General features: G+C 70.7%; 21 protein-coding genes. 16 read left to right on the forward strand and 5 right to left on the reverse strand.

What is annotated here, in order from left to right; genetic code table 11:
* Positions 1 to 58: 58 nt before the first annotated feature.
* Positions 59 to 415, forward strand: a complete 357-nt coding sequence (locus BLS95_RS32940) for a DUF4190 domain-containing protein (RefSeq protein ID WP_143043954.1) — start codon at positions 59 to 61, stop codon at positions 413 to 415.
* Here the strand turns inward: BLS95_RS32940 and lxmK are convergent.
* The gene (gene lxmK, locus BLS95_RS32945; protein WP_176993505.1) at positions 393 to 1,499 is read right to left on the reverse strand and encodes a class V lanthionine synthetase subunit LxmK; all 1,107 of its coding nucleotides are present in this window, start codon (positions 1,497 to 1,499) and stop codon (positions 393 to 395) included. The genes BLS95_RS32940 and lxmK overlap by 23 nt on opposite strands.
* Before the next feature lie 175 nt (positions 1,500 to 1,674).
* Between lxmK and BLS95_RS56000 the strand changes: the two genes are divergently transcribed.
* A complete protein-coding gene (locus tag BLS95_RS56000) occupies positions 1,675 to 1,818 on the forward strand; it encodes an LxmA leader domain family RiPP (RefSeq protein WP_176993506.1) in 144 nt (47 codons plus the stop codon).
* Between the two features lie 324 nt (positions 1,819 to 2,142).
* On the opposite strand, the gene BLS95_RS56005 is transcribed toward BLS95_RS56000, so the two are convergent.
* Positions 2,143 to 2,286 carry an LxmA leader domain family RiPP gene (locus BLS95_RS56005; RefSeq protein WP_176993506.1) on the reverse strand — a complete coding sequence of 48 codons (144 nt, stop codon included), beginning with the start codon at positions 2,284 to 2,286 and terminating at the stop codon, positions 2,143 to 2,145.
* 219 nt (positions 2,287 to 2,505) lie between these two features.
* On the opposite strand from BLS95_RS56005, the gene BLS95_RS32950 reads away from it, so the two are divergent.
* From BLS95_RS32950 to BLS95_RS56010, 5 genes are all read left to right on the forward strand, one after another.
* Complete coding sequence (locus BLS95_RS32950; RefSeq protein WP_090940367.1) at positions 2,506 to 3,414, forward strand: T3SS effector HopA1 family protein; 909 nt, start codon at positions 2,506 to 2,508, stop codon at positions 3,412 to 3,414.
* Complete coding sequence (locus BLS95_RS32955; RefSeq protein WP_090940369.1) at positions 3,414 to 4,334, forward strand: LLM class flavin-dependent oxidoreductase; 921 nt, start codon at positions 3,414 to 3,416, stop codon at positions 4,332 to 4,334. The genes BLS95_RS32950 and BLS95_RS32955 overlap by 1 nt, the downstream gene beginning before the upstream one ends.
* Entirely contained in the window at positions 4,331 to 4,921 is a 591-nt protein-coding gene (locus BLS95_RS32960) for a flavoprotein (RefSeq protein WP_090940372.1), read from the forward strand. Before BLS95_RS32955 ends, BLS95_RS32960 begins: the two co-directional genes overlap by 4 nt.
* Before the next feature lie 805 nt (positions 4,922 to 5,726).
* Entirely contained in the window at positions 5,727 to 7,784 is a 2,058-nt protein-coding gene (locus BLS95_RS32965) for a prolyl oligopeptidase family serine peptidase (protein ID WP_090940490.1), read from the forward strand.
* Between the two features lie 203 nt (positions 7,785 to 7,987).
* Positions 7,988 to 8,164 (forward strand): hypothetical protein, encoded by a 177-nt coding sequence (locus BLS95_RS56010; protein WP_176993507.1) that lies wholly within the window; start codon positions 7,988 to 7,990, stop codon positions 8,162 to 8,164.
* Here BLS95_RS56010 and BLS95_RS32970 read toward each other — a convergent pair whose 3' ends face one another.
* Entirely contained in the window at positions 8,165 to 9,211 is a 1,047-nt protein-coding gene (locus tag BLS95_RS32970; protein ID WP_090940375.1) for a helix-turn-helix transcriptional regulator, read from the reverse strand.
* Positions 9,212 to 9,390: 179 nt separating this feature from the next.
* Here BLS95_RS32970 and BLS95_RS32975 point away from each other — a divergent pair, with 179 nt between their 5' ends.
* The 7 genes from BLS95_RS32975 (at position 9,391) to BLS95_RS33005 (ending at position 18,514) form a co-directional block, all read left to right on the forward strand.
* A complete protein-coding gene (locus BLS95_RS32975; RefSeq protein ID WP_090940378.1) occupies positions 9,391 to 10,341 on the forward strand; it encodes an NAD-dependent epimerase/dehydratase family protein in 951 nt (316 codons plus the stop codon).
* 69 nt (positions 10,342 to 10,410) lie between these two features.
* On the forward strand, positions 10,411 to 11,541 hold the full coding sequence (locus BLS95_RS32980; protein ID WP_090940381.1) for a M20 family metallopeptidase: 1,131 nt from the start codon (positions 10,411 to 10,413) through the stop codon (positions 11,539 to 11,541).
* A complete protein-coding gene (locus BLS95_RS32985) occupies positions 11,538 to 12,107 on the forward strand; it encodes a helix-turn-helix domain-containing protein (RefSeq protein WP_090940383.1) in 570 nt (189 codons plus the stop codon). Before BLS95_RS32980 ends, BLS95_RS32985 begins: the two co-directional genes overlap by 4 nt.
* A gap of 88 nt (positions 12,108 to 12,195) precedes the next feature.
* A complete protein-coding gene (locus BLS95_RS32990; protein ID WP_090940386.1) occupies positions 12,196 to 14,937 on the forward strand; it encodes a M16 family metallopeptidase in 2,742 nt (913 codons plus the stop codon).
* A 26-nt stretch (positions 14,938 to 14,963) separates the two neighbouring features.
* Entirely contained in the window at positions 14,964 to 15,941 is a 978-nt protein-coding gene (locus BLS95_RS32995) for an ABC transporter ATP-binding protein (protein ID WP_090940389.1), read from the forward strand.
* Positions 15,931 to 16,725, forward strand: coding sequence for an ABC transporter permease (locus BLS95_RS33000; RefSeq protein WP_090940392.1), 795 nt, complete (start codon positions 15,931 to 15,933; stop codon positions 16,723 to 16,725). Before BLS95_RS32995 ends, BLS95_RS33000 begins: the two co-directional genes overlap by 11 nt.
* Positions 16,726 to 16,861: 136 nt before the next feature.
* Entirely contained in the window at positions 16,862 to 18,514 is a 1,653-nt protein-coding gene (locus BLS95_RS33005; protein WP_090940395.1) for a DNA repair helicase XPB, read from the forward strand.
* Positions 18,515 to 18,693: 179 nt separating this feature from the next.
* Here BLS95_RS33005 and BLS95_RS33010 read toward each other — a convergent pair whose 3' ends face one another.
* On the reverse strand, positions 18,694 to 19,029 hold the full coding sequence (locus tag BLS95_RS33010; protein ID WP_090940398.1) for a hypothetical protein: 336 nt from the start codon (positions 19,027 to 19,029) through the stop codon (positions 18,694 to 18,696).
* A gap of 109 nt (positions 19,030 to 19,138) precedes the next feature.
* On the opposite strand from BLS95_RS33010, the gene BLS95_RS33015 reads away from it, so the two are divergent.
* Both BLS95_RS33015 and BLS95_RS33020 read left to right on the forward strand, forming a co-directional pair.
* Positions 19,139 to 21,190 (forward strand): HelD family protein, encoded by a 2,052-nt coding sequence (locus BLS95_RS33015; protein ID WP_090940401.1) that lies wholly within the window; start codon positions 19,139 to 19,141, stop codon positions 21,188 to 21,190.
* A 70-nt stretch (positions 21,191 to 21,260) separates the two neighbouring features.
* Positions 21,261 to 21,791: a YbhB/YbcL family Raf kinase inhibitor-like protein gene (locus BLS95_RS33020; RefSeq protein WP_090940404.1), complete on the forward strand. Its 531-nt coding sequence runs from the start codon at positions 21,261 to 21,263 to the stop codon at positions 21,789 to 21,791.
* 188 nt (positions 21,792 to 21,979) lie between these two features.
* Here BLS95_RS33020 and BLS95_RS33025 read toward each other — a convergent pair whose 3' ends face one another.
* Positions 21,980 to 22,231: a hypothetical protein gene (locus BLS95_RS33025; RefSeq protein WP_090940407.1), complete on the reverse strand. Its 252-nt coding sequence runs from the start codon at positions 22,229 to 22,231 to the stop codon at positions 21,980 to 21,982.
* Positions 22,232 to 22,485: the final 254 nt, after the last annotated feature.

Genomic DNA, 22,485 nt, shown 5'->3' on the forward strand with positions numbered 1-22,485 from the left:
GCTCACGGTCAAGCGCGTGCCGATTCCGTGATAATTGTTGACCTGTCTGGAGGTGAACGTGAGCCAGGAAGATCCGTCGGACTACCCGTACCAGCCCTATGGCGCTCCCTACGGACAGCAGCCGCCCCCGCAATACGGCTACGGTTACGGATATCCGCCGCCCCGGCGCGACGAAGGACCGACCGCCAACGCCATCGTCTCGCTCGTGCTCAACTGCCTCGCGCTCGTGTCCTGCTGCAACGTGCTGGGGCTGCCGGGGGCGATCCTCGCGGGCCTCGCACTCGGCAGGGCCCGTACACAGCCGCAGGCCGCCCGTTCGATGCTGCTCTGGAGCTGGGTCCTGTTCGGGCTCGGCTTCGCGTTGACGATCGGCGGCTTCCTCTTCCTGGGCCTCAACGGCTACCTGGACGACTAGGCGCGGCCAGGCCCAGCGTCTCGGTGAACCGGCCGGGGTTCAGCAGCGCCGTGCGCCCGATCCCTGCCGCCGCCAGGTCGATCGCGCGTAGCCTGGTCTGGGTGCCCGCTGTGGCCAGTAGCCGGTCCAGCAGGTGCCAGCCGGCGTACGCGGTGGACCGCTCGGTCAGGTCGTCGTCCACGTCGACGCCGCTGTCGAGATAGCCGCGCCAGAACTCCGCGATCAGGGGACGCACCCGCGCGATCTCCGCGCTGCCCCGCTCCACGATGAGCTCGTGTGACAGCGTCGTGCCAGGGCCGTAGACCTTGTCCACGTCGGAGTTGACCTTGCGGATCGCGTGGTGCAGCCATTCGCCGGCGAACGCCCCGACGTCGCGGGCCGGGTCGGCCATCCTGAACTCCTCCCAGTCCAGGACGTGGAGCCCGCTGGAATCCAGGAGGAACTGATCCAGGCGCAGGTCGCTGTGGGAGGGCCGGTGCTCGACCAGGGATTCGCGCTCGCGCAACGCCTCCAGCGCCGCCACCAGCGGCCGGTCCCTCTGCAGCAGCCCCCAGTAACGCAACTCCGCGATGCGCGCCGCGCTGAACATCGTCAGCGGGATCGCCTGTAGCGCCCACACCGGGGGCAGCGGGTGCGGCGTCGTGTCGGCCGCCGCGGGCAGCCGGTGCAGCGCGCCGATGGCGCGGCCACACAGGTAGGCCAGGTCCGGCTCGAACTCGCCGTCCGTGGCCATGACGTTGCCCGCGCGGGCGTCGTCCAGCCAGGCGAAGACCAGCAGCCTGCCCTCCTCGTCGGCGCCCAGCAGCGGCGGGCAGCGCAGATCGTCGGAGGGATGGGCGAGCAACGCCGCTTGGAAATCGAGCGCCCGGCCGAAACGGACCAGCGACTCCTCGCGATCGCCGTCGAGCCGCTTGACGAACACGGCCGCGCCGGTGCTCGTACGGCCCGCCCAGTTGTTGTTGCGGCCGGCGAAGGCGCTGATCCCGTCACCGTCCAGGGTGCCGAGGCCCAGTCGCCGGAGCAGCGCGTTCACCTCGGGCGCGGCCTCCAGGGGGGACGCCTCGAGCTTCTCTTTTCTCAGCATGCTCCCCCACGTTAGAAACCGCTCCCCCGTTTCATCAATGGTGCTGGCACCATCCGGCACCGAGTGACGCCAACCTGCCATTCCCTTGCCACGCGCCGCCGCCGCGGGGCATTCTCGAATTGTCCAGAACGGACACCGAAAAGAAAACACGACTTCCGCAGAGGGAGAAATTATTATGGCTGAGAAGGACCTGGTCGACGGTTACGAGGCCTACACCGACGCCGAGGAGCTCGCCTTCGACGAGGCCGGCGACGAGGAGTCCCCCAGCACCCCGTGGTGCATCGCGAGCATCGTGATCACCGCGTCGGCCGGCTGCTGACCTGACGAAAGACCGGCGCGTCGGCCGGACCGTCCCCCCGGTCCGGCCGACCGCCCCCGGCGGTACCTTCACCCCCACGCGCCAGGCGTGTTCACATATTTGTACGGCCCTTTCGGTGAGGTTCGATCCCCGGTGGATCGAGATTCGCCGAAGGGGCCGTTTTCGCGTCTTCACGCAGGTCGGTGGGTTCGCGGGGGCAACCGTGCCGGCACGCGTACGCACCACGGCCCCCGTCCGCCCAGGAGTGGGCGCCTGTCCAGACACGCCTGTGCGCACGCACACCCGGCCGGGTGTGCGTGCGCACGGAGATTCGGCGTAGCCGCGTCAGCAGCCGGCCGACGCGGTGATCACGATGCTCGCGATGCACCACGGGGTGCTGGGGGACTCCTCGTCGCCGGCCTCGTCGAAGGCGAGCTCCTCGGCGTCGGTGTAGGCCTCGTAACCGTCGACCAGGTCCTTCTCAGCCATAATAATTTCTCCCTCTGCGGAAGTCGTGTTTTCTTTTCGGTGTCCGTTCTGGACAATTCGAGAATGCCCCGCGAACGAGCCGGCCCGCAAGGGAATGGCATCCTGCGGACAATCGACGGCCGCTGGGTGCCAGAAATCTGGTCGCCGGATAGCGGTGCGCCTAATCTGCGTAACGTGCTGACAACTGATGAAACGACATTGGACGCCGGATTGGCGTCAGTGGTCCAGGCGGTCGACATGGCCGCCGACGGGCGCAGCGCACGGGTGGTCGAGCGGGACGTGACGGCCGAAGGCCCGCGTGCGCTCCTGCCCGCGCTGAGCGCCGCCCTGTACGAGCTCTTCCACAGCGGCCACGCGCACGATCCGGCCGCGCGGCCGGGAGAGCGTGACCTCCCGCTGGAATCGGCTCTCACCGCCGCGGTGCCCCACCGGCACACGGCCGCCCTCGTTCCCGTGTACGAGAAGGGCGAGCGCGAGTGGATCGTCGACCTGCTCGACGTCCGGGTACGCGTCCCCGCCCAGCGTGTCGCCGAAGCCCGGGACGACGGCCTGGCGGTGATCCAGGCGGACGCCGTCCGGCCCGCTTTGTCCCCCGGGTTCTTCCTGTGCGACGGCTCGGCGGGGTCGGTGCTGGGTGGCGGCCCCATCCTGCGGCTCTACGTTCACCTGGCCGGTCCCGCCTTCACCCCGGACGCGTGGCGGATCGCGCTGGGCGTGCTGGAGGGGCGGCGGGTGCCTTACCGGGCCAAGGCGTTCTCGCGGTCGTCCGGGTACCCACGCCGCGATGCCATGGTGATCTACCTGGAGGAGGCGGGCTGGCCGGTGCTGCGGGAGCTGATCGCGGCGCTCTCCGTGCTCCCCGGGCTGGTCGACGACGTGTCCGCCTACGCCAGGCGGGTCGGCCCCGGCCTTGCGGTGGCCTGGGACCCGATGGACGACAGGACCGGCATGCGCCTGCTGAGCTTCGGCGAGCACCGTTCGCGGGTGCTCGCAGAAGGACTGGTGTTGAGCGCCACGGAGGGCGTGCCGGTGACCGCCGCGGTCCTGGCCTGCCTGGCGCGCGGCGGGATCGATCCGGCGGCACCGTACCGGAACCTCTCCTCGCCCGACCTGCCCCTGGAGTCGTGATGGGCGTCGCATCGGTGATCTTCGCGAGCCAGCCGGGGGCCGCATCCGACGCGGAACCATACGCGGACCTGGTCAAACGCGGCGTCGCCGCGCGTCTGTGGCTGGGGCAGTCGTTGCGCGCGGAGACCCATCAGGTGGTCGCGCACCTGGCGGGGGGAGGCCACCAGGTGCCCACGGGCACCTCCGTGACGTTGATGCCGCTGCGACATCCGCTGCAGGCGGCCCTGGAGGCCCGTTCCCTGGCGTCGATGACCGGCCATCCCGTGGTGGCCGGTTTCGGCGCGTCTGCACCCGAGTTCGTGAGCGTGCTCAACGGGACGCCCTACCGGCGGCCGGCCGCCATGGCCCGCGAGTACCTGTCCACCGTGCGCGCCTTGCTCGACGGTCGCGGGTTACGCGGCTTCACGCTGCCGCCGCTGCGCCATCCACCGGTCGAGCTGGGCGCGGGCGTGCTGCGGCCGGGCATGGCCAGGGTGGCGGGTGAGTGCGCCGACGTGGCGATCACCTGGATGACGCCGCCGTCGTACGTCAGGGACGTGCTGCTTCCCGCGCTGAGCGAGGGCGCGGGTGACGTGCGCGCGGTGCCGCGCGTGGCGACCGTGGTGCACGTCGCGCTGTCGCGCCCAGGGCGCGACGCCACCCGGCTGGCCGAGCTGGCGGCCGGCCACCATCTGCGGGCCGCCCACTACGCCGACATGCTGCGCAGGGCGGGCCTTGAGGCGAGCCCGCGCGCGATGGTGGACGGCGGCCTGTTCGTCACCGGTACGGCCCGGCGGGTCGCCGACCAGCTCCACGAGTATTTCCTGGCGGGTGTCGACGAGATCATCCTCAACACCACCGGAGTGCTCCTGGCCGAAGGCGGCCCGGCGGCGATCGGCGAGGCCGAAGAGATCCTGACCGCGCTGGGAGAGTCCCCATGACTGACCGGATATATCCACCTTTTTCTGGAGAACGCCTATTACTCGTCGTCACCGGCGCCCTGTCGGCGGCCTTCATCCCGGGCTGGCTCATCTGGCTGCGTACCGGCTACCCGGACCTGGTCATCAAGCCCGTCGCGACGCGCAGCGCGCAGCGTTTCGTCACGCTCGACGCGCTCAGCACGATCTGCGGGCACCAGGCCGTGTCCGATGAGTGGCCGCAGCACGTCGGCCACTCCGCGCCGCACGTCGAGTGGAGCAACTGGCCCGACTCGATCCTCGTCTACCCCGCCTGCCTGAACTTCCTGGCGCGGCTGGCCCTCGGCGTCGGCGACAGCCCGGCGATCCTCGCGCTGCAGTGCACGCCGGCCCCGATCGGCCTGGCCCCCTCGCTGCCGCCGCACGGGCTGAACAGCCCCGCCTACCTGAGCCACAAGGAAGCACTCGAACGCCGGCCCAACGTGGTGATCGGGCCGCCCAAGCCCGGGCTGAGCATCTCGACCGGCAAACTCGACGCATCCGTCGCGGCGCCCATGTCCCTCATGCTGAGCCTCCTGGAAAGCCGGAGGAACCATGAAATCAGTCAATGAGTTCGCCACCGCGCACGTGCGTACCCGGGTCTACCGCGAGGGTCCGGGGTTCAGGTGGGTCCGCGAGCCAGGGCCCGCCTACGACCTCTCGCCGCCCGGCGTCCGCCTCGACGGCGTGCATCCCGTGCTGCGGTTTCCCGGAGAGCCGCACACGTACCGGGCGGGCGGGGCGCTGCCGGCGGCGTCCTGGCTCGCCTTCGGACCGGCCAAGGCGGGGCCCGTGCTGCGGGACGCTCTCCGCCGGACAGGCGAGGCCCTGGCCGCACTGCACGCCCAGCCACCGCCCGAGCAGGTCACCGCACCACATCCGGGTCTCACCCGGCTCGCCGCCTGGCTCGACGACCCCCAGGGCCAGGTCGCGGCCGCGCGACTGCGCGAGTACGCGCGGGAGCGGATCGGGGCGGCCCGGCTGGCAGCCGTCGGCGAGTTGTGCCGGGAGTTCACCGGCACCGGGCCGCCCGTCCTCATGCACGGGGCCGCCAGCCTGGCGCTGATCGTGCCGGGCCCCGAGCCGGTGCTCCTCACCGGCGAGGCGCTCAGCCGCGGGCCCTGGTGGCTTGACCTCGGCTGGCTCCTCGCCGAGTTGGTCGAGCTGGAGCACGCGGTCGCGGCGGGCATCGCGCCCGCGCTCGCCTTCGACTACGACTCCCTGCGCGAAGCCCTCCTCGACGGGTACGGCCGCACGCCGCCTCCCGGGACCCACCACGCCCTCGGGGCGCTACGCGTGCTCACCCACGCCAGGGACTTCGCCACCTACGTCGGATGGGACGACCAGCTCCTGACATATGTGGACATCGCCGCCAGCATGCTCAAGAAAGCGGAGAAACGCATGTACCCGCCCGCTCCCCGGCTCGACCTCGTCGAAAACCTCCACGGGACCCCCGTGGCCGATCCCTACCGGCCCCTGGAGGACCCCGGCGACCCGGCCACCAAGCAGTGGCTCGTCGCGCAGGACGACCTGTTCCTGGAGCACGCCAGGGACCTGCACCACCGCGACCGCTTCCGCGACCGGCTGGCCCGCCTCCAGAGCGCGGGGTTCGCCGGGCCGCCGAGCTGGCACGGCGATCGCGCCTTCTTCGTCCGGCGCGAGGCCGGTCAGGAGCATCTGGTGCTGCACACCCTGGACCCGGACGGCACCGAACGTGTACTGCTCGAACCCGAGGGCACCACGGTGATCGACGCCTGGCAGCCGTCGCCCGACGGCGGGTTGCTGGCGTACCAGCTCTCCAGCGGCGGCCGCGAGGAGTCGCTGCTGTCGGTCATGGACGTCGCCACGGGCGACGTGGTCGACGGCCCCATCGACCGGTGCCGCTCCACGCTGGTGGCCTGGCTGCCGGACGGCCGGTCGTTCCTGTACGTCCGCCGTCTCCCGCCCGACCGCGTGCCGAAGGGCGAGGAACGTTACCACCGCCGCGTCTACCTGCACCGCGTCGGCACGGACCCGGCCGAGGACGAGCTGGTCTTCGGCGAGGGCAGGGACAAGGCCACCCACTATCGGGTGAACGTGACGAACGGCTGGCTCACCGTCTCCGCCTCCCTGGGGACCTCGCCGCGCAACGACCTGTGGCTCGCGGACGTGTCGTCCGGCCGGCCCGGGGCGTTCCGGGTGGTCCAGGAGGGTGTGGACGCCCATACGGCGCTGCGCGTGGGGCGGGACGGGCGGGCGTACCTCATGACCGACCGGGACGCGCCGCGCGGCCGGGTGGCCGTCACCGACCCCGCCGACCCGCTGTACGAGACCTGGCGCGACCTGATCCCCGAGGACCCCGAGGCCGTACTCGCCGACTACGCGCTCCTCGACGACCTGGCTGAGCCGCTGCTGGTGCTGAGCCGGACCCGGGACGCCGTCACCGAACTCACCGTGCACGACGCCCGCACCGGCGCGCTCACCGGAGCGGTGCCGACGCCGGGCCCGGGGACCGCTGCCGCGCTGTCCACGCGCGGGGGACCCGAGGTGTGGTTCGCCTACACCGACGTCACCTCGCCCGTCTCGGTCCTGCGCCACGACGTCAGGACCGGCGAGACCACGCTGTGGGCCGCCCCGCCGGGCTCCGCCGAGCCGCCGCCGGTGGAAAGCCGCGTGGTGGAGTACCGCTCGAAGGACGGGACGCCCGTGCGCATGCTGGTCATGTCGGCGCCGGACGCGGCGGGGCCGCGCCCGTGCCTGCTGACCGGGTACGGCGGCTTCGGCATCTCCATGGCGCCCGCGTTCAGTCCGCAGGCGCTGGCCTGGGTGGAGGCCGGCGGCGTGTACGCGGTCGCCCAGCTCCGCGGCGGCGGCGAGCGGGGCGAGCAGTGGCACCGGGCGGGGATGCGCGGCGCGAAGCAGAACGTGTTCGACGACTTCCACGCCGCCGCCGAGAAGCTCACCGCCGACGGCCTGACCACCCCCGACCGTCTGGCCATCATGGGCGGCTCCAACGGCGGCCTCCTGGTCGGAGCCGCCCTCACCCAGCGCCCCGAGCTCTACGCCGCCGCCGTCAGCTCGGCCCCGCTGCTCGACATGGTCCGCTACGAGCGGTCCGGCCTCGGCGCGGCGTGGAGCACCGAGTACGGCTCCGCCGCCGACCCCGAGGAGTTCGCCTGGCTGTACGCCTACTCCCCCTACCACCACGTACGCGACGGCGTGGACTACCCGGCGGTCCTGTTCACCGTGGCCGAGGGCGACACCAGGGTCGATCCCTTCCACGCCAGGAAGATGTGCGCGGCCCTCCAGACGGTCTCGAAGGAGGGCGGCCACGCCGCGCCGGTGCTGCTACGCACGGAGACGGACGCGGGCCACGGCGCCCGCGCCGTGAGCAGCACGATCGCGCTGGAGGCCGACGTGCTGGCGTTCTGCGCCGCCCACACCGGGCTGCGCTGAAGCCACGCGGCCCGGCCACCGGGCACCGGCCACGCCGAAGCGGCGCGAGGGAGCGACGGCCCCGCGACGGATCATGTCGCGGGGCCGTCGTTGTTCACTTCGTGCCACTTGACATCTCCTCCCTCCTCCGTGACGTGACCCGCCCCTATCTTTTGAAGTGCGAAAGACCTTGGGCCGCCGGCCACAAAAACGGAGGGAACATCATGAAGAAATGCCTCGGCATCGTCGTCACCGCTCTCGCCGCCGTTATCGCGCTCGGCTTCTCCGCCTCTCCCGCGAACGCCGACACCCCGGGCATCATCATCTGTGTCGAGCCTGTCCAGGACCTCTGCATCGTGATCGACGACCCGGAGGACAGGGACGACGACCCCTGGCACTGATCAGTCGATCCAACCCCGCTTGGCCGCCGCCACGCCAGCAGCGAACCGCGTCTCCACCGAAAGATCCTCCATGATGGAGGCGATGTGCCTGCGCACTGTACGCAGGCTCATTCCGGTCCGGTTGGCGATGGACTCGTCTTTCAGCCCCAGAGCCATCATTCTGAGCAACTGCAGGTGCAACTCGCTCGGCGAGCCCCCACCGGGGGACGGGCTCGCCGACGGGGTCTCCGGTGTCCCCACGGACGTCGCCCGGTTCCACAGCAGCTCGAAATACTGCCGTAACGCCTTGACGACGACGGGGGCCCTGATGAGCATGATGCCAGAGGCGCCGCTCGGGGTGAGCGGGACCATCGCGGCGTCCTCGTCCACCAGCTTCATTTTCATCGGCAGGTTCCGGTAAATGCGGACGTCGAATCCGTCGTTCACCGCGTTCTGGATGAAGTGGTAGCCCACCTCGTTGTCGAAATACTCGGTGGAGTAAATCGAGCGGCGGCGTACCTTGCGGTCCACCACGCTCGCCGGGGCCGAAATGACCTCCTCCTTGCGCAGCGGCACGGTGAAGCGCCAGGTATGGAGCCCCAGATAGTCGGACTGTGCGCTGTTGATGAAGGAAATCGACAGGGACTGGATTTCGTCTCCGTCCGTCAGCACCCTGACGGCTTCCTCCGGCTCGTGCTCGAACATGCGCCGCGAGAAGACCCGCTGGATGTCGTTGATGCGTTGGTGGGCGTCGATGAGCCGGCTGCTCGACTCGGCCAGCCGCTCCTGCAGGCCGTGCAGGACGCCCCGGAAGGCGAGCGTCGGATCCGTGGGACGGATCACCGTCCGGCCGCACTCGGTACGTAACGCCCGATGGGCGAGCCCCCGCTCCATCAGTACGTCGAGTAGGTTCTGCGACCCGACCAGCCGGGCCGCCTCTTTCTCCTCACAGTCGCCCTGATCGATCAGTTGCGCGTAACCATGGACGATCTCGTCAGGCAGTAGATCCGCGAGGAGTTCGGCCAGTCTGGTCGCCGACGCCTCGCCACCCCCGTGTGCCAATTCCATCAACCCCAGATCGGCTAATCGACTGCACGGATGACAAAGCTATATCCATCGGATAGGGCTGTTCAATCACCGTCGCGTCACGCAACGATACCGATCCGTACGGTAATCGCTCGGCAGTCGATGCCATTCGGCAGTTTTTTCCTGTCCAACCAGCCGCGTCCAGCGCTAGGAATAACGCCATGAAAACTGCACTCGACCACCCCGTCACGATTATAGGAACGGGCTTTCTTCGGGCCGCGATTCTGCGCCGGATCGCCACCGCCCGCCCCGGCGCCACCGTACGGGTGCTGAGCACCGTCCCGCCCGCCCCCGTGGCCGACCTGAGCATCGAGCACGTCAACGGCCCCCTCACCGACCTGCAGGCCGTCTACGCCGCGATCAGCGGCGCCGACTCGATCATCCACCTCGGCACCGGCGACGCCGAGGTGTACGGCCCCAACGCCAGCGGGACCGCCACCATCACCTCGGCCGCGATCAGCCAGAACTGCCGGCACGTGCTGTTCTGTTCGCTGCCCGACGTCTACGGCGACGGGGCGGGCCGGTTACTCGACGAGAACGACCCCCTGATCCCCCAGACGCGCCTGGCCCGCGCCAAGGTCATCGGGGAGCGGCTGGTCGAGCAGTTCAGCATGATCCCCGGGCGCTCGTCCACCGTCATCAGACCCTTCGGCCTCTACGGCCCGGGTCAGCCGGCCGAGTCCACCATGGGCCGCGTGCTCACCGCCGCCGCCACCGGCCACCCCGTCATCCTGCCCGGTGGCGGCACCCAGCTGCGCAACTTCACCTACTGCGACGACGTGGCGGCCGGCATCGTGGCCGCGCTGTGCCGGGACAACACCGACACCGCGCCGCACGCCTGCTACAATATCGCCTCCTGCGAGACCTACAGCCTCAGGGACGCCGCCAAGCTGGCCATCAAGCTGATCGGGAGCACCAGCACCATCGCCGCGCCCTCTCCCGCCCGGCGCAGGAGCGGCCGCGTTCGTCCCGTCACCGTCCAGATCCCGTCGGTCGAGCGGGCCGCGCGCGAGCTCGGCTTCCACGCCACGACCCTGCTCGCCGAGGGCATCTCCCGGTGCGTCCTGCACGACCACGCCGCCGCGGTGATGCCTGACCTGGTCACTGCCTGACAGGTGGCATCTTCTCCCTCCCCGCCTAATCCGCTGTTGGTTACTTTCAAGACGAAGGAGGTGTATTTGATGAGTCTCTCCGTTGCCGAGCTCACGTCGGAGCTGGTCAGGTGCCACCCCACGCACCGCAGCGAGGGTGTGTCCGCCGCGATCGACCTCGCCGCGCACACCCTGAGGACGCTGGGTCTCGACTGCGAGATCCGCCCATACGAGGGAGGCCCACAGATCGCCGCCACCCACGCCTTCGCCGACGACGGCCCCCATGTGATCGTCCACGGGCACATCGACATCGAAGACGTGGCCGACGAGACCGGCTGGTCCTCGCCCGGTCTCTGGCGGGCCGGCGAGATCCGCGCCGGACGCGTCTACGGCGCCGGGACCAGCGACATGCTGGGCGGGATCGCCACCCTCATCACCGCTGTCCGCCGGCTGGCCGAGCAGGGCGGCCTGACCGGGCGCGTCACCGTCCAGATCGCCGTGGATAGGCACCTCGGCGGTGGCGGCACCAGGGCGCTGCTGTCCGCCGACCTGCCCCGCGCCGAACTCGCCGTACTCGCTGAGCCCACCAACCGGCATGTGTGCACCACCGCGTACGGTTTCGCCCGCTACCACCTCACCGCGCACGCCTGCGGTGGCCCGATGGCGTACGCGACCGACGAGAGCAACGCCGCCACGCACGCCTCGACCGCCCTCCTGGCGCTGGAGAGCGCCAACCGGGTGCTCCAGGAGCTCTACCCCACCCGGGAGGGCATCCGCTATGTGCTGCCGACCTCCATCCACGCCGGCGACCAGGTCTCGGCGCCGGCCACGGTCGCGGCGGTGGACTTCGCCGTGGCGCTCCCCCCGCTGCTCCCGGAGGAGACCGCACTCACCGTCATCACCGACACCCTGATCCACAAGTTCGCCTCGGCCGGCCTGCCCGTGCCCTCGTGGGAACGGGGCGAGCCGCACTTCACCGCCACCAGTCTGGGCCACCAGGTCTTCGCCGACCTGCTCAGGGAGGTCAATCCCGGCCTCCAGTGGTGCCAGTATCCCTGCCCCAGCGACGCCAGGGTCTTCCAGGAGCTCGGCGTGCCCGTCGTCCTGCACGGCCCCGGCGACCTCGCCAGGACCAGGCGGTCCGACGAGTACGTCGAGATCGCCGAACTGGACGAGTGCGTCGACACCCTCAGCACCGCGTTGACGAGGTGGTTGTCATGACCGCCAAGGCGACCAGGGAGGTCGACGCCGCACAGGTCTACACGTTGCTGCAGACCAGTCCGAAACTCGGCGTCGAGGAGATCGCGCGGCGGCTCGACGGCGACCCGGCGAGCGTGCACGCGTGCATGCGACTGCTGCACCGGTTGTCCCTGCTCCGACAGGAAGAGCCGGGAGTGTTCACGGTGGTCCGTCCAGAAACGGGCATGACCATCCTGCTGTCCCGAGCAGAGGCCCAGGCGGCCGGATCAGAACCCGGCGCAGCGGAGCGCCGCGAACGTGCGGACGGGCACTCGCTCTCGGGCAGCCCGCTCTCCCCGCGAGAGTGGCAGGTACTGCAGTTGCTCGCCCAAGGCTGTACCGATGAAGCCGTCGCCCGCAACTTAGGCGTCTCATTGCGCACCGTCCGGCGTATTACCGCCGATCTCATGGAACGGCTCGACGCTCGGAGCCGTTTCCAGGCGGGTTTGAAGGCCGCCCGAATATTCGCCGCTCGAAATATGCATTCACGTCACACCCATTCACGTCCAGCTGTCAGGTCCCATCCTCTTCCCGCGGCCCTGCGGTGAAGAGACACCTGTGGCAGTTCTAATTTCGCCAGGGACCGCGAACTCCGTCAACGGCGATGACACCTACCTGCCTTGAGGAAGATTCACCATGCCCACGCGCCCCATCACCTTGCCTGAGATCGGCAGGAGCACGTTGCCCAACGGGCTGCGGCTCGTCCTGGCGCCGGACCCATGCGCCCCCACGGTGGGGATCAGCCTGCACTACGGCGTCGGATTCCGGTCCGAACCCGAGGGCAGGACGGGGTTCGCCCACCTTTTCGAGCACCTGATGTTCGAGGGAAGCCGGAACGTCGCGCCAGGACTGCACGGCCGCCTCGTCCAGGCCGCCGGCGGCACCTTCAACGGCTCGACCGGACCGGACGCGACCAACTTCTACCAGACCGTCCCCAGCTCGGCGCTGGAACGGGTGCTCTTCCTGGAGGCCGACCGCCTGCGCGGCCCACGCCTCACCGAGGGCGCGCTGGCCAAGCAGCTCGCGGTGGTCAAGGATGAGATCAGGCGGAACGTGCTCAGCAAGCCGTACGGCCGTTTCCCCTGGCCGCTGGTCTCCCAGACGCTGTACGAGGGCTTCGCCGACACCCACGACGGCTATGGCGACTTCCACGACCTGGACCAGGCCACCACGGCCGACTGCGCCGACTTCTTCGAGACCTACTACCACCCGGCCAACTGCGTACTGGCGATCAGCGGCGCCATCGACCCTCACCTGACGACCGACCTGGTGGCGCGGCACTTCGCCACCATCGAGCCCCGCCACACCACCGCGCCGGGTCCTGCCTCCGCGCGCGCGGAGGTCGGTGCGGGGACCGCAGCGGAGTTCCGCGCGACCCACCTCGACCCCCACGCCCCCGGACCCGCGCTCGCGATCGGCCACCGGCTGCCCGACCCGGACGCGGACCTCGACGGCTACCTGGCCCACATGGTGCTGTCCGCGCTGCTCACCGACGGCGTCACCAGCAGGCTGCAGCGTGCCCTGGCCGCCGCGGACCTGGGCGCGGTGACGGTGAGGTCGAACTGCGGCCTCATGGGCGGCCCGCTGCGCGCCCGCGACCCGGACACGTTCACGATCACGGCCTTCCACCCGCAGCGCGGCGACGCCGACCGCGTCGTCGCCACGATCGACGCCGAGCTGGCCAGGCTGGCCTCTCCCGGCATCCCGCACGAGGAACTGAGCGGCGCTGCCGCCCGCGCCGCCGCCGCGTGGAGCCGGGCACACGCCCAGCCGGGCGACCGGGCCCGCGCCTACGGCCGCCTGGAGATCCTCTTCGCCGCCGCCAACCTGGCCGACGACCTCCCCGGCCTGCTGCGGCAGGTCACGCACGAGCAGATCTCCGCCGCCGCCCGCCGCTGCCAGGAGCAACCCCGCGCCCTGGTCCACGTGCTCCCCGCTCCCCCCGCGACACGAGCGACCCCGTCCCGAACGCGCACCGCGGCGCACACCCCCGCCCGGACGCGAAAAGCGGCGCACCCCTCCGCTTCGACACCCATGGGAACGACCACCCCCGTTCCGGTGCCGCCCGCGGCGCCCACCCCCGCCGCGGCCCCCGGCACGCCGGCTCCCCCGGGGCTCCCCGCCCTCGGCAAGCTGCCCCCGGTGCGCACCCCCGCCCTGGCCGACCTTCTGCTCGGCAGCGGCCTGCGGGTGGTCGCCGTCCGGTCCCCCGCCGTGCCACTGGTCTCGGTGCGCCTGCGCATCGGCCTCCCCCCGACGGCCGACCCCGGCGCGGCCGCCGTCCTGGGCGCGATGCTGCTGCGGGAGAGCCGCTGCCGGGAGGCCGCCCTGCTGGAGCGCACCGGCTGGACGATCGTCCCGCTCGCGGACACCGGCCAGCTCACGCTCACCGGCAACGGGCCGGCGCAGGGCCTCGGTCTGGTCCTGCGCACGCTGGCCGGTGCGCTGGCCACGGCCGACGGCTACGACGCCGCCGACGTACGCACCACGCGCACCCTGATCGCCCACCAGATCGGAGCCCTGTCCGCGCACCCGGCGGGCGTCGCCCGCAACGCCCTGCGCCGCCTGCGCGGCCTGGGCCCCGAGTACGCCTCCGCCGCGGCCGTGTCCCAGGTGAGCCCGCTCGGCCTGGAGGCGTTCCACGCCACGGCCCTCTCACCGGCCGCCGCCTCGCTGGTCATGGTCGGCGACCTCGTACCGGAGGCCGCCGCGCAGGCCGCGGAGGCGCTCGGCGACTGGGGACCCGTCACAGCCGCACCCGCCCATCCCATGACGCCGGGCGAACCCGCGGGCCCGGCCTGGGAGCTGATCGACCATCCGGGCGGCAGCCAGGTCCAGGTGCGCTTCCACGCCCCCTGCCCCGACCCCGGCGACCCCACGTTCCCGGCGGCCGAGATCGCCAACATGGCGTTCGGGGGCTACTCCTCCTCGCGCCTGTCCACGGCGCTACGCGACATCCACCGCTACACCTACTCGGCCAGGAGCGTCATCGAGCCCGAGCGCACCGGCGCCGGCCTCTCGGTGAGCTTCGACGTCAGGAGGGAGGCAGCCGACGAGGCGGTCGAGGAGTTCCATCGCGTCGTCCACGGCGTGACCGCCGACCCGTACGGACCGGACGAGATCGACGCCGCCAGGCAGTACCTGATCGGGCGGAGGCTCGCCGGAACGGGCGGCCAGGACGACCTGGCCGCCGCCATCACCGGCAGGATCGAGCTCGGCCTGCCCATCGAGGAAATCTTCGGCTACGGCCGCAGGCTCTCCGCCGTGCCCGACGACGACGTCCTGGCCGTGTGCCGGACGGTCATCGTCCCCCGCGCCTTCGCCGGCGTCGCCGTCGGCGACTTCAGCAAGCAAGGCAAACAACTCGTCAGCACATGATCGCCGCCCGACAATGAGGACTGGAAATGATCTCTCAGACTCTCCTGGAACGCAGGGAAACCGTGCACAGACCAGACACCGCATCCGTCATCGAGGTCCGTGACCTCCGCCAGAAGTACGGTGACTTCGAGGCCGTCAAGGGGATCTCCTTCGAGGTCCGGCCCGGCGAGCTGTTCGCCCTGCTGGGCACCAACGGAGCCGGCAAGACCACCACGATCGAGATCCTGGAGGGCTTCCGGCCGCCGACCGAGGGCTCCGTGCGCGTGCTCGGCCACGATCCTGTCACCGAGCGGGCCAAGGTACGCCCGCACACCGGTCTCATGCTGCAGGAAGGTGGTTTCTTCACCGACCTCACCGTGGTCGAGACCGTGCGGTTCTGGCGTGACGTGTCGCCGAACAAGCCGTACACGGTCGCCGAGGTCCTCGACCGGGTCGAGCTGGCAGAGAAGGGCGACGTACAGGTGCGCCAGCTCTCCGGCGGGCAGAAGCGCCGCCTGGACCTGGCGCTGGCCACCCTCGCCCAGCCCAAGGTGCTCTTCCTGGACGAGCCCACCACCGGCATGGACCCCGAGGCCCGCCGCAACACCTGGACCATCATCCAGGACCTGGTCTCCTCCGGCACCACCGTCCTGCTCACCACGCACTACCTGGAGGAGGCCGAACGCCTGGCCGACCGGCTGGCCATCATGCACGAGGGCCGCATCCAGCTGGCGGGCACCGCCGCGGAGGTCGTCTCCCAGCAGGGCAACCGCATCCGCTTCCGCGTGCCCGACCAGCTGCCCGTCGAACGGCTCCCCCTGCTCGACGGCGTCGCGGCGGCCACTGAGCTGCGCAAGGGCCAGCTCATCGCCGAATACCGGCTGGGCGCCGACCCCGACGGCACCCAGCAGTCCCTCGCCCACCTGATCTCGTGGGCGTCCCAGAACCGTCTCGTCCTCGACCGGCTCGAAGTACGCAGCGCCTCCCTCGAGGACGTCTTCCTGGAGGTGGCACATGCTGCTTAACCACACCCTGCGGCTGGCCAGGCTGGACCTGGCGCTGCTGACCCGCAACCGGATGGCCTTCTTCACCACGATCGCCTTCCCGCTCCTGCTCGGCTGCGTGGCGCTCCTCCTCAAGGACGGCTTCGTGTCCGGCGTCTCCTCGGGCCTCTACATCCTCACCGGGATGCTCGCCCTGATCGGCTTCTTCGTCACGTTCATGCACCTCACCACGGTCTTCACGGTACGGCGCGAGGAACTGGTGCTGAAGCGCATGCGCGGAAGCGTCCTGTCCGAGGCCGCCATCTTCGGCGGCAGCGGGCTGGCCTGCACGGTCATCTACGTCCTGCAGGTGGCGGCGATCATCACGCTGGGCATGGTGGCGCTCGGCGGGCACATGCCGCGCAACATCCCCCTGCTGTTCCTCGGCGTGGTGCTGGGCTCGGTGATGTTCGTGCCGATGGCGGCGGCGCTGTCGGGATTCACGAAGAGCGGGGAGTCCGCCCAGATCACCGTGCTGCCCGCGATGCTGGTGCTGGCCACGACCTCGCAGGCCAGCTTCCCCCTGGCCGGCATGCCGGACATCGTGCAGCGCGTCGCGGGCGCCCTGCCCCTTTCGCCGGTCGTCGACGTGATCCGCATCGGCTACTTCGGCCAGGACTTCACGCAGGCCGCGCCGCACCCGGCGGTGTCGTTCGCGGAGTCGTGGGTGGCGGCCGGGCCGCGGCTGCTGCTGATCGCGGCGTGGATCGTCGTGGGCGTGCTGATCGCGCGCAAGCACTTCCGCTGGGAGCCGCGCAGTTCCTGATTCGTGGGGAAACGACCGGGGCCCCGGATGGCCGTTGGACTAATCCGGGCGCCCCGGTTGTTGCAGTCTCGGAGCGGTGAAGCCGGGATCACGAGACGATGGTCCTGTTGCGCCCAAGCCCCGAACCCATGGAGACATGCCTGTGAGCGACGGACCCCTGATCGTTCAGTCGGACAAGACGTTGCTGCTCGAAGTGGACCACGAGCAGGCCGACGCGTGCCGCAAGGCGATCGCGCCGTTCGCCGAGCTCGAACGTGCGCCCGAGCACGTGCACACCTACCGCGTCACCCCCCTGGCGCTGTGGAACGCCCGCGCCGCGGGACACGACGCCGAGCAGGTCATCGACGCGCTGATCGGCTTCAGCCGCTACCCGGTGCCGCACGCGCTGCTGGTGGACGTCGCCGAGACCATGGCGCGCTACGGCCGGCTGCGGCTGGAGAAGGACCCGGTCAACGGCCTGGTGCTGACCTCCACCGACCGTGCGGTGCTGGAAGAGGTGCTGCGCTCCAAGAAGATCCAGCCGATGCTGGGCGAGCGGATCGGCCCCGACTCGGTCGTCGTGCACCCGAGCGACCGTGGCAACGTCAAGCAGGCCCTGCTCAAGCTCGGCTGGCCGGCCGAGGACCTGGCCGGCTACGTGGACGGCGAGCACCACCCCATCAAGCTGCTGCAGGAGGGCTGGGCGCTGCGCCCCTACCAGCAGGAGGCGGCCGACGCGTTCTGGAACGGCGGCTCGGGCGTCGTCGTGCTGCCCTGCGGCGCGGGCAAGACCATCGTCGGCGCGGCCGCCATGGCGCACGCGCAGGCCACCACGCTGATCATGGTCACGAACACCGTCTCCGCCCACCAGTGGCGGACCGAGTTGCTCAAGCGCACGTCGCTGACCGAGGACGAGATCGGCGAATACTCCGGCTCGAAGAAGGAGATCCGCCCGGTCACCATCGCCACCTACCAGGTGATGACCACCCGGCGCAAAGGCGTCTACAGCCATCTGGAGCTGTTCGACGCCCGCGACTGGGGCCTGATCGTCTACGACGAGGTGCACCTGCTGCCCGCGCCGATCTTCCGGATGACGGCCGACCTGCAGGCCCGCAGGCGCGTCGGCCTGACCGCGACGCTGGTGCGCGAGGACGGGCGCGAGGGTGACGTGTTCTCGCTGATCGGCCCCAAGCGCTACGACGCGCCGTGGAAGGAGATGGAGAACCAGGGCTGGATCGCGCCCGCCGACTGCGTCGAGGTGCGCGTGACGCTGACGGACGAGGAGCGGCTGGCGTACGCGATGGCCGAGGCCGAGGAGCGCTACCGGTTCTGCGCCACCACGCCGTCGAAGACCCGGGTGACCGAGGCGCTGGTGCGCCGGCACCTGGGCGAGCAGGTGCTGGTCATCGGCCAGTACATCGACCAGCTCGACGAGCTAGGCGAGCACCTCAACGCGCCGATCATCAAGGGCGAGACCAGGATCAAGGAGCGCGAGCGGCTCTTCCAGGCCTTCCGCGACAAGGAGATCCAGGTGCTGGTGGTGTCGAAGGTAGCCAACTTCTCCATCGACCTGCCGGAGGCGGCCGTCGCGATCCAGGTGTCGGGCACGTTCGGCTCGCGTCAGGAGGAGGCGCAGCGGCTCGGGCGGGTGCTGCGGCCCAAGTCCGACGGGGGCGGCGCCCGGTTCTACACGGTGGTCAGCAGGGACACGGTCGACCAGGAGTTCGCGGCGCACCGGCAGCGGTTTCTCGCCGAGCAGGGGTACGCGTACCAGATCATCGACGCCGACGACGTGCTGGGCGGGGTGTAATGCCCAGCCGCTCGGATGAGCGGCCAGGCATCAGCGTGGCATCACGTCCACGAGACTCCGCGGGCCGAAGACATCGAACCACCCCCCTCACCTGCGTACTATCACGCCGCCTGCGACATACCCCCATGATCCGGCAAACCCACCTGATATGCCCGATTTTTTCGGTATTCCCACATTGATCAGCCGGCCGTCATGCCTCCCACGAACAGCACGCCCTCGGCCACGATCCAGGCGGCCACTCCGGCGCCCATGAGAGGGGTGAACACCCGCGGGTCGCGCCTCGACCGCGGGAGGAGCCAGGCGGCCGCCGTGCAGCAGGCGGCCAGCGCGGCGAAGATCCCCGACATCGTGGAGACCCGGCCGAGCCGCTGAGTGCACCTCGAAGCGGACTCACCACCCGCACAGAACGCCTCCAGCCCCCACCCGGCGAACACCGACAACCCCCACAGCGCCGCGAGCAGGAAGCTCGCGATCGTGGGAAGGATCGGTGAGACACGCAGCCGAACCCGCGCCATCACCTATGCGTACCCACGTAAATGCTTTGGTAGGCCACGGGGGCCGCTATTAAACTGGTCGATTCGCTGCCTTGACCACCTCTGTCACCGACCCCGGAGGCGTTTCCGCATGCCCGCACACCAACTCGCTCCCGACATACCCTCCGACGTGCTCGCCGCCGAGCAGGCCCACCTGGCCAGGTCCAGGGCCGCGCTCAAAGCCATGCGGGCCCACGCCCAGTCGTTGTCCGCCGACGCGGCGGGCGACTGGGTCTCGCAGCAGATCCTGCAGTCCCTGCTCGACCAGCGGGTGGCCGCGCTGGCCGACCACCCGGACACGCCGCTGTTCTTCGGCCGCCTCGACCGGGCCGCGGCCGGGCGGAAGGGCGCGCCGCAGGAGGACGACGAGGAGCCGGGCGAGCAGGCCGAGTTGCCCGCCACCATCTACGTCGGCCGCCGCCACGTGCACGACGGCAGCAGCCGGCCGCTGGTCATCGACTGGCGTGCGCCGGTGTCCCGCGCGTTCTACCAGGCCAGCCCGTCCGACCCGATGGGGTTGGCGCTGCGGCGCCGCTTCGGCTACCACGGCGGCGCGCTCACCGCGTTCGAGGACGAGCCGCTCGGCGAGGGCGGCGAGATCGGCCCGTCGCGGATCCTCACCGAGGAGATCGAGCGCCCCCGCACCGGGCCGATGCGCGACATCGTCGCCACCATCCAGCCGGACCAGGACGAGATCGTCCGGTCGACGCTGGCCCAGACCGTGTGCGTGCAGGGCGCCCCGGGCACCGGGAAGACGGCCGTCGGCCTGCACCGGGCCGCCTATCTGCTGTTCACCCATCGCGAGCGGCTGGCCAGGGCCGGCGTCATGATCGTGGGCCCCAACCGGGCGTTCCTCTCCTACATCTCCTCGGTCCTGCCCGCGCTCGGCGAGGTCAAGGTCGACCAGACCACGGTGGCGGGGCTGCTCGGCGACCACTCCACCGCCGAGGACCCGATGGTCGCGGCGGTTAAGGGTGACGCCAGGATGGCGGCGGTGCTCGAACGCGCGCTCTGGCTGCACATCGTGAAGCCGGAGGAGGGGGTGGTCTACACCCAGGGCGCCTACCGCTACCGGGTGGCCGACTACGAGGTACGCGAGATCGTGGCCTCGTTGCGCGGCACCACGCGGTACAACCCCGGACGGGCGGCGCTGGCGCAGCGCCTGGCCCACCTGGTGCTGGTACGCATGGAAGAGCGCGGCGGCTCGCCTGACGACCGGGTCCAGGACGCCGTGGCCCGGTCGAAGCCGGTACGGCAGCTGGTCGACACCGTCTGGCCGAAGCTGACCCCGGAGCAGGTCCTGCATCGCCTGCTCTCCAACCCGGAATTTCTCGCCAAAGCCGCTAAATCCGATTTGTCGCCTGACGAGCAGGAAATGCTGATCTGGCGGAAGCCGTACCGGAGCTGGAAGTCCGCCAGGTGGAGCCCCGCGGACGCCGCGCTGCTCGACGAGCTCCGCGACCTCATGGACCGCACCCCCTCCCTGGGCCACCTGGTGGTGGACGAGGCCCAGGACCTCTCCGAGATGCAGCTGCGGGCCCTCGGCCGCCGCTGCCGCAACGGCTCGGCCACCGTGCTGGGCGACCTCGCCCAGGGCACCACGCCGTGGTCGACCACCTCGTGGGAGTCGGTGCTGGTCCACCTCGGCCAGTCCGACGGCGAGGTGACGGAGCTGACGCTCGGCTTCCGCGTACCGCGGGAGGTCCTCGACTACGCGGCCCGCCTGCTCCCCTCGGTCGCCCCCGACCTCGCCGCCCCCCGATCCCTCCGCCCCGGACTCGGCTCCCTCTCGATCCGCCCCGGCGTCCCGGTCGCCGAGGCCGCCAAGGAGGCCCTGGACAAGGAGGGCTCGATCGGCATCATCGCCCCCGACGCGATGGTGACCACGATCTCCGACGCCCTGGCCGGCCTCCCGCACGCGATCCTGGACCCCGACGCCGTGGAGGAGCACCGCCTGCTCGTCGTCCCCGCCACCCTGGCCAAGGGCCTGGAATATGACCACGTGATCGTGGTGGAGCCCGCCGACATCGTCGCGGCCGAGCCCAGGGGCCTGGCCAGACTGTACGTGGTGCTGACCCGAGCGGTGACCTCCCTGACCGTCCTCCACGACAAGCCCCTGCCCCCCGAGCTGGCCACGGTGTGAGGCCCTGATCCACGTTGGGCACGGCCACTCCTAGGATGGCCAGCAGAATGCTCTCAACCAGGAGGATGCCGTGCCTGCACCGTTGCCACACGAACACCTGCCGTCCGTCCCAGCGCTCACGGTCGAGAGCGACGACGTCCAGCACGAGGAGCGGCTCAGCGAGCGCCACGTCTTCAACGACTGGGGCATGCAGGGGGAGAATCTCTCCCCCCACCTCCGCTGGTCGGGCGCCCCGGCCGAGACTCGCAGTTACGCCGTCACCTGCTACGACCCCGACGCCCCCACGGGCAGCGGCTTCTGGCACTGGGTCCTGTTCGACCTGCCCGCCTCGGTGACCGAGCTGCCCACGGCCGCCGGCACGGCCCCTGACTTCAAGGGCCTGCCGGAGGGCGCGGTCCACGCCCGCAACGACTACGGCATCAAGGCCTACGGCGGCTCGGCCCCGCCCCCCGGCGACCCGCACCGCTATGTCTTCACGGTGCACGCCCTGGGCGTGGACAAGCTGGGCGTGGACAGTGACGCGAGCCCGGCGGTGGTGGGCTTCAACATCACCGCCAACACCCTGGCCCGCGGCCACGTCATCGCCTACTACGGCGTCTGAAGTCCACCCGGACCGCAGGCCGTGCGAAGGCGCCCCGGGGCGCCCGCACGCCTGCGCCGGGCGAGGCGCCAGAGCCTCCGGGCGCCCGCACGCCTGCGCCGGGCGAGGCGGCGCCAGAGCCTCCGATCATCGAAAAGGCGCCCCACCGGCCTCGGCAGGGCGCCCGGAATCCGGCGTGGCACGCGCGGTCAGCTGACCGCCGCGCCGGCGCACGACATGAGGTCCGGCATCAGCGAGTCCAGCACCGGCAGCCCCAGCTGGGGACTGGGCAGGCAGAACGGCACCTGCAGCTCCTTCAGGAGTTTGAAGTCGCCGCCGAAGGGGTTGACGCCGTGCGACCGCGCGACCTCGGTGCCCGCTTGGGTGGGGGCGGCCATGACGGTGGCGGCGGCCAGGGCGAGGGCGGCGACGCCGAGAACGCGCTTGGTGCGGGAGAACATCCACTACTCCTTCTGCTGTGCGGTGTGCGGCACTCAGCATCGCTCACTGTGAGTAGCGGATCAATCATTAAAGGTAATACCTGGGAAACGAAACAAGGGCGACCCGGAAAACCCGGGCCACCCTTGTCGGGAACAGCGAGAAAAGACCTAGAAGTCCATGTCGCCGCCGCCACCCGGCATGGCCGGAGCGGCAGGGGTCTTCTCGGGCTTCTCGGCGATGACCGCCTCGGTGGTGAGGAACAGCGCCGCGATGG

Source organism: Nonomuraea jiangxiensis, assembly GCF_900099965.1.
Classification (GTDB): Bacteria; Actinomycetota; Actinomycetes; order Streptosporangiales; family Streptosporangiaceae; genus Nonomuraea; species Nonomuraea jiangxiensis.